5 protein-coding genes and 1 pseudogene are annotated in these 7,429 nt (G+C 41.0%); 2 read left to right on the top strand and 4 right to left on the bottom strand.

Annotated features, from left to right (window positions below):
• Positions 1-126 (bottom strand): annotated as a pseudogene (locus Q0A12_RS05155) (aldo/keto reductase); the annotation flags it as partial.
• Between the two features lie 128 nt (positions 127-254).
• On the opposite strand from Q0A12_RS05155, the gene Q0A12_RS05150 reads away from it, so the two are divergent.
• Entirely contained in the window at positions 255-620 is a 366-nt protein-coding gene (locus Q0A12_RS05150; protein ID WP_291291593.1) for a helix-turn-helix domain-containing protein, read from the top strand.
• Positions 621-683: 63 nt separating this feature from the next.
• Here Q0A12_RS05150 and Q0A12_RS05145 read toward each other — a convergent pair whose 3' ends face one another.
• The 3 genes from Q0A12_RS05145 to Q0A12_RS05135 form a co-directional block, all read right to left on the bottom strand.
• Positions 684-1,553: a sugar ABC transporter permease gene (locus Q0A12_RS05145; protein WP_291291592.1), complete on the bottom strand. Its 870-nt coding sequence runs from the start codon at positions 1,551-1,553 to the stop codon at positions 684-686.
• A gap of 2 nt (positions 1,554-1,555) precedes the next feature.
• A complete protein-coding gene (locus Q0A12_RS05140; RefSeq protein WP_291291591.1) occupies positions 1,556-2,902 on the bottom strand; it encodes a sugar ABC transporter permease in 1,347 nt (448 codons plus the stop codon).
• A 220-nt stretch (positions 2,903-3,122) separates the two neighbouring features.
• Positions 3,123-4,379 (bottom strand): extracellular solute-binding protein, encoded by a 1,257-nt coding sequence (locus Q0A12_RS05135; protein WP_291291590.1) that lies wholly within the window; start codon positions 4,377-4,379, stop codon positions 3,123-3,125.
• A 493-nt stretch (positions 4,380-4,872) separates the two neighbouring features.
• Between Q0A12_RS05135 and secA the strand changes: the two genes are divergently transcribed.
• Positions 4,873-7,374, top strand: a complete 2,502-nt coding sequence (secA, locus tag Q0A12_RS05130) for a preprotein translocase subunit SecA (protein ID WP_291291589.1) — start codon at positions 4,873-4,875, stop codon at positions 7,372-7,374.
• Positions 7,375-7,429 lie beyond the last annotated feature (55 nt).

Raw genomic sequence — 7,429 nt, 5'->3', positions numbered from 1 at the left:
TTTCAAAATGCCGTTTTTTACAACAGTAGCTACTTCTTCATCAGGAATTTGAAAGACGCCCAAACCAAAGCCAGGAATGCTGACTTGTTCATTCAATGTAATTGTGTCGGTTAATGAGTGGATCATATAAATTTCCTCCTTGATTTTTGGTAAATATACCTTATACTAAAAAAGTTCAGATGAATAGTACCTACTTTTTTGTGCTATAGTGTCAAAAAAGTAACTTTTGTGAATTTAAAGGAAGTGTTTGAAGTATGACTCCAAAAAAATATAATATTGGTGTGGAAGCAACGATGGATGTGATCGGGGGCAAATGGAAACCGATTATTCTGTGTAATCTGCGAGATGGCGCTTTGCGTCCGAGTGATTTAAAGCGACGGATACCTGAAATCAGTCAAAAAATGCTGACGCAGCAACTAAGAGAGTTGGAGGCAGACGGCATCGTTTTGCGGACTTCTTATCACCAAGTCCCGCCAAAGGTTGTCTATTCTCTCAGCGACTATGGTCTGACATTAAGCAGCGTATTGGATGCCCTCTGTCATTGGGGCGAAATGCATGTCTCAACATTGAAAGAACAAGGTGTTGAAGTCGCGTTAGCGAGTCAAGAAGCAATGAGCTAAAAAAAGCTAGTACCGAGTATAGGGTCTCGGCACTAGCTTTTTTGATCAAGGAATGGTCAGGGGTTATTTTACAGAACCGGAAGTAATTCCTTGTACATAATATTTTTGCATATAGATAAAGAGTAGTGTGATTGGAATAGCAATCAGTACACAACCGGCGGTAAAGGACATAAACAATGAGTTGGCGGTTGTCTTTGTCATCATGGAGTAAAGTCCGATGGCAACGGTATAGTTTTTGACGTCATCCCCCATGATGATCCGGGCAAAGATGAAATCCATCCATGGCCCCATGAAGGCCATCAATGAAGTATAGACGATGATCGGTTTTGACAGTGGCAATGTGATTTTGGTGAAAATATGCCATTTATTGGCACCGTCGATCATAGCAGATTCATCTAGTGCCATGGGAATCGTATCAAAGAACCCTTTGGCAACGTAGAAGCCCAGTGCTGCTCCAGCCGAATAGACGAGGATCAATGCCAGTAAGCTTTGTGTGAGATTGAGGGCTTTTAAAATATAATAGACAGCGATCATACTCATAAAGCCTGGGAACATGTTCAAGACTAAGGCAACTTTTAAGAAAGGCTTCCGAAGTCGAAAGCGCAATCGGGAAAGGGAGTAGGCCATCGCGATCGTAATAAAGGTGGATAGCAGGCAACTGCACACAGCGACGAATAAAGTGTTCAAGAACCAGCGAACGAAGGGATAACTGCCGCTGTCATTGGCTAGTAATTGCCGGTAATTTTCAAAAGTGAATTCTTTCGGAATGATATAAGGAACGAAGGCACCGCCTTCGCCACGAAAACTTGTCAAAATGATCCAAACGATCGGGAATAACCAGATAACCGAAAGAATGATCAAAATCGTATAAATTAGAAAGCGGGTTTTTGACTGACCTTGTTGGTAGCCGGATTTCTTTTTCTTTACAGACATTGTTATCCCTCCTTATAAGAATTTGTTCGCGTGTAAGCAAACAGGCTAAAGACAGCAGATAAGATAAAGATCAAGATACCGATTACGGAAGCGAGATTGTAATCCATCGTGTTGACTGTCAAATTATAGAGCCAAGTGACCAATAGGTCGGTGGATCCAGCACCATAGAAATTCGAGTTGGAAGGGCCGCCGCCAGTCAATAAGAAAATAACGTTAAAGTTGTTGATGTTTCCGATAAATTGTTGGATCAATGCCGGCATCATCACGAATAAAATCTGAGGAAATGTGATGGAGCGGAAAATCTGGAATTTATTGGCGCCATCTATTTCGGCTGCTTCTAATTGTTCTTGATCAAGGTTTTGTAAGATGCCTGTCGTTACAAGCATCGTTGCTGGGATCCCAATCCACATATTCACAAAGATAATGCTGACTTTGGCAAAGAAAGGATCGGTCAGAAACGGGATCGAAGAGGAAATCCAGCCTAAATTCAACAATAATGAGTTGATAGGACCTGAACCATTCAATAAATTACGCATGATCAAAAGAGACACAAATTGCGGAACAGCCATCGTTAATACAAAAATCGTACGCCACAATTTTTTGTAACGAATCCCTTTTGCATTGATCAATAGGGCTAAAATCACACCGAAAAAGAAACAAGTGATCGTGGCGAGAACCGCCCATATCAATGTCCAAGTTAATACTGGGAAAAATGTCGAAGCCATATCACCCGTGATGACGTTCGAGAAGTTCTTCAATCCGACCCAAGTAAACAGATTTTTTGGCGGCAAGTTCGTATGATCATAATTGGTGAAGGCGATCGAAATCATATATAAGAGCGGTAAGATGGTAAAAAATAAGACACCAATCAATGGGATTGTCATCAAGGTTGCATGAAAGCGTTCGTTCACCAGACTATGTAAATCGTCGAGAGTCGTTGGGATTTTACGTCCTTGTTGTTTTAATTCATACAAATAACGGGCGCTTTTCAAATTTGTGATATAAAGAATAATCAAAAGAGCACAAACCAATAGGGAAGCAATACCGAAAAGCAATAAGAGCATGGAATTGTCACCTTTTTGCAAAATATCGATACCAAGTGCCTCGTTATAGACCAACCCTTGTTTTTGTGTTCCTAAGGTTTGCAGCATCATAAGGGCATGGAAACCATTTCGCAGAAACCAAGCAATAAAACCAACTTGTGCTACGATGAAAATAATCCCTTTCAACCATTGCTTATTGGCAAAATTGGCACTTCCCATCAAAATAAAAGACAGTTTTGTCGCTAGATCGCCTTTTTTGAATAATTCTCTAAAAGTGATATGCGACACATTTTTTTTCCTGAACATATCCTCTCACCTTGCTTTCATGATTAATTAGAAGTGACTGTGACAAAAGTCTCCGACAAGTCACACTATCCGAACAGTAACTAGTATTGCTCCTGTGGTGCAGTAGCTCCTCGTTGCAAAAGTCAGAGGAATCTAATAGCAATAGACTATTATTCGGTTTAACTTGTTGGATGATGGCTTATGTCACAGTCCATTGTCATGTATAGTGATGTATCGTCAATTATTCTGATACTTTAGAAATGTCAGAAACAAACTTATCAAGTTTATCTTGGAACTGATCCGCTTTGATTTGACCTTTGTAGGTATCGTTGATCAACGCATCCATTGGTGGCCAGAATGAAACCATTTCAGGTAATTTAGGCATCACGACAGAGTGATCTGCATCAGACATCTCCATCACAGCTTTTGCGACGGCATCTGCTTTGACTGCGTCGGAATTTTGCGCATCTTTGTTAGAAGGAACAACACCGTTTTCAGTAAATTCGATTTCTTGGGTTTCTTGGTTGCTTAGATACTCAGCTAAGGCCATTGCTGCTAAAGGTGCTTTCGTTTGTTGGTTCACTGCATACAGTTTTACACCTAAGAAAGCTTTCATTTGTTTCGCACCGCTGCCAAAGTCGATGGTAGGGTAAGCTGCAACACCCATATTGTCTCCTAGGGCTTTTTCTACATCATTTTTTGACCAAGGGCCAGAAAGGAAGGCATCCGATTTGCCGGATTGTAGATCAGACAATGCAGATTCACTTGCTTGAAGGACACCGCTATTGTTCTTTTGGTCGGCAATCCATTGTAGGACTTCAATCCCAGCTTCGTTGTTGAAGTTTGTTCCGTTAATGTCTTCCCCGTTCTCGCCATAAAGAACATTGCCGTTACTCATGAATAAAGGACCAAAAATATAGTTGGCACCAGCTTCGGCAAAGTTGGTACCGATTTTACCGGCAGAAGTCAATCCTTCCCAAGTTTTAACGTCATCTGCAGTCAATTTAGAGGTGTTGTAATAAAGCACTTGTGATTCGACCCCATAAGGATAGCCGTAAATTTTGTCTTTCCAAGTTACTGCGTCAACCGCTGCTTCAACATTGGTATCTTTGATCGTTGCTGCTTGTTTGTCGCCGATTGGGTAAATCAGACCTGCTTCCGCCATTTGACCCACTTGGTCATGAGGCATCATGAAGACATCAGCAGCTTGCTCAGGATCCTTTGAAACATCTGCTTTTGCATCAGCAGAAGAACCAGCTGCAACGGTTACTTTTACATCAGGATATTCTTTTTCAAATTTATCAACTTGTCCTTGCAAGGCATCAATATGTTCCGTATCGACCCATAATTTGATATCGCCTTCGACTTTTGCGCTTGACTCTGCTGCACCACTGCTTGTTGCTGTGTCATTATTGCTGTTGCCGCAGGCACTTAACATGATTGCAGATAAGCTTAAAATACTACCCCCAATAAGTAATCGTTTTACATCTACTTTCATTCTTATTCCTCCTAAAAATTGATTGTTTGCGTTTACAAATTCAATTATGCAATCGATTGCGATAATAGTCAAGCAGAAAATATGTTTTTTTAAACTTTTTCTCTCAGCAGCATAAAACCACTAGTCACCATTAAAGCTGAAAGCTTTCTAAGATTAGTCGGATAGGGGGTGGGAGACAATTGAAAACAATCAAAAAATATTGGTTCATTTTTTCACATTCTAAAAATGAACGAAATAAATTTTTTTGGTAAAATAAAGCAAACGATTGCTCTGGTTTTTTTGAGTAGAAGGATGGAGACATTTTTTTCTTCTATAAAAAGATTTTGCCTCAAAAAAACAGTGACAGCGTTGAAAAAAGAAAAAAAGAGTTAAAAAATTCTGGAAGAACGTGAACTACGCCGAAAAATATTTCCTTTATGATGAACTAGTGATAAAATAGTTAGGAGAGTTTCCGGTTAAGGAAAAGTAGAAATAAAAGGAGAATCATATAGGCATGGCCAATTTTTTTAGAAAATTAATCGAAAATGATAAAAAAGAATTAAAACGTCTTGACCATATTGCTTCACAAGTTGAATCTTATGCGGACGAGATGGCCGCTTTATCTGATGAACAATTACGCGGAAAAACAGATGAGTTTCGCGGACGTTTTCAACAAGGTGAAACATTAGATCAACTGTTGCCGGAAGCCTTTGCTGTGGTTCGCGAAGCGGCAAAACGTGTCTTAGGTTTGTATCCTTACCATGTCCAATTGATGGGGGGGATCGTGCTTCACGACGGGAATATTCCTGAAATGCGTACCGGTGAAGGGAAAACCCTGACAGCCACATTGCCGGTTTATTTGAATGCATTAAGCGGCGCCGGCGTGCACGTTGTCACTGTCAATGAATACTTGGCAACCCGTGACTCGACAGAAATGGGCGAGTTATACAATTTCTTGGGACTGACTGTTGGGTTGAATATCAACTCAAGAACGGCCGAAGAAAAACGGGCAGCTTATGCCTGTGACATTACCTACAGTACGAATAATGAGTTAGGTTTTGACTATTTACGTGACAACATGGTGGTTTACCGTCATCAAATGGTTCAACGACCATTGAATTATGCCATTGTTGATGAAGTGGACTCGATTTTGATCGATGAAGCCAGAACACCACTGATCATTTCCGGTCAAGCAGAAAAATCGACGGCATTATACAATCGGGTTGATAATTTTGTAAAACGATTGAAGGAAGAAGAAGACTATAAGATCGATATTCAATCAAAAACCATCGGGTTGACCGAAAAAGGGATTGAGAAAGCCGAAGAAACATTTGGCTTGGAAAACTTGTATGATATTGAAAACACGGCGTTGACCCACCATATGGATCAAGCGTTACGGGCGAACTACATCATGATCCGTGATATCGACTATGTGGTACAAGAAGGCAAAGTTCTGATCGTTGACCAGTTTACTGGACGGATCATGGATGGACGTCGTTATTCTGATGGGTTGCATCAAGCGATCGAAGCAAAAGAAAATGTTGAAATCGAAGATGAAACCAAAACGATGGCGACCATCACTTTCCAGAACTATTTCCGGATGTACAAGAAACTTTCAGGGATGACGGGTACCGCGAAAACGGAAGAAGAAGAATTTCGTGAAATCTACAATATGCAAGTCATTCAAATTCCAACCAATCGACCAGTTCTTCGGGATGACCGGGCCGATTTGCTTTACCCAACATTAGAAAGTAAGTTCCACGCAGTAGTTCAAGATATCAAAGAGCGTCATCGCAAAGGACAACCGGTTCTTGTAGGGACAGTTGCGGTTGAAACTTCTGAACTGCTTTCAAGTATGCTGGATAGAGAAAAAGTTCCTCATGAAGTGCTGAATGCCAAGAACCACTTTAAAGAAGCGGAAATTATTTTGAACGCTGGGCAAAAAGGCGCTGTGACCATCGCAACCAACATGGCTGGTCGGGGAACAGATATCAAGTTAGGTTTAGGTGTTGCTGAATTAGGTGGATTAGCGGTCATCGGTACAGAACGTCATGAGTCGCGACGGATCGATAACCAATTACGAGGACGTTCAGGACGTCAAGGAGATCCAGGGGTTTCTCAGTTCTATCTTTCATTAGAAGATGATTTGATGAAACGGTTTGGGTCTGAGCGGATCAAAGTATTCTTGGATCGCATGAAGATTGATGAAGAAGATGCCGTTATTCAAAGCAAGATGTTGTCTAAACAAGTAGAATCTGCTCAAAAACGAGTAGAAGGAAACAACTACGATACCCGGAAAAATGTCTTGCAATACGATGATGTCATGCGGGAACAACGGGAAGTCATCTATGGTCAGCGTCAAGAAGTGATCATGGAAGAAAATGACCTGTCACAAACATTGATGAACATGGTCAAACGATCCATTGAACGAGTTGTCGATAGCCATACTCAATTAGAAGAAAGCAATTGGAATTATGAAGGAATCGTCGATTTTGCTGGAAGTGCTTTGGTGCATGAAGATACCATCACGATTGATGATATCAAAGGTAAAAAGCCGCAAGAAATCAAAGATTACCTCTATCAACGGGCAGAAGAAGTCTTTGAACAGAAGAAAGCCCAATTGAATAGCCAAGAACAATTGCTGGAGTTTGAAAAAGTGGTCATCTTGCGAGTGGTTGATTCAAAATGGACCGACCATATTGATGCGATGGACCAATTAAGACAATCGGTTGGGTTACGTGCGTATGGACAAAACAATCCACTGGTTGAATATCAAACAGAAGGGTACAACATGTTCGAAGACATGGTGGGAGCCATCGAATATGAAGTCACTCGTTTGTTCATGAAAGCTGAGATCCGTCAAAACGTGCAGCGGGAACAAGTTGCACAAGGAGAAGCCCAAGAAACAGAAACCGTGCCAGAAGAAGATCCTAGTTTCAAAAATGTCGGTCGTAATGATCCGTGTCCTTGCGGCAGCGGTAAGAAATTTAAGAACTGTCATGGCAAAAATAGATAAAGAATCGATATGTTAGGAAAAAGGCTGGCCGCTTTTCTTGTCCAGCCTTTTCCGT

This window comes from Enterococcus sp. (assembly GCF_022711995.1).
Taxonomy (GTDB): domain Bacteria; phylum Bacillota; class Bacilli; order Lactobacillales; family Enterococcaceae; genus Enterococcus_D.
Note: the sequence above shows the minus strand (reverse complement) of the source record. Positions and strands in the feature narration are given on the sequence as shown.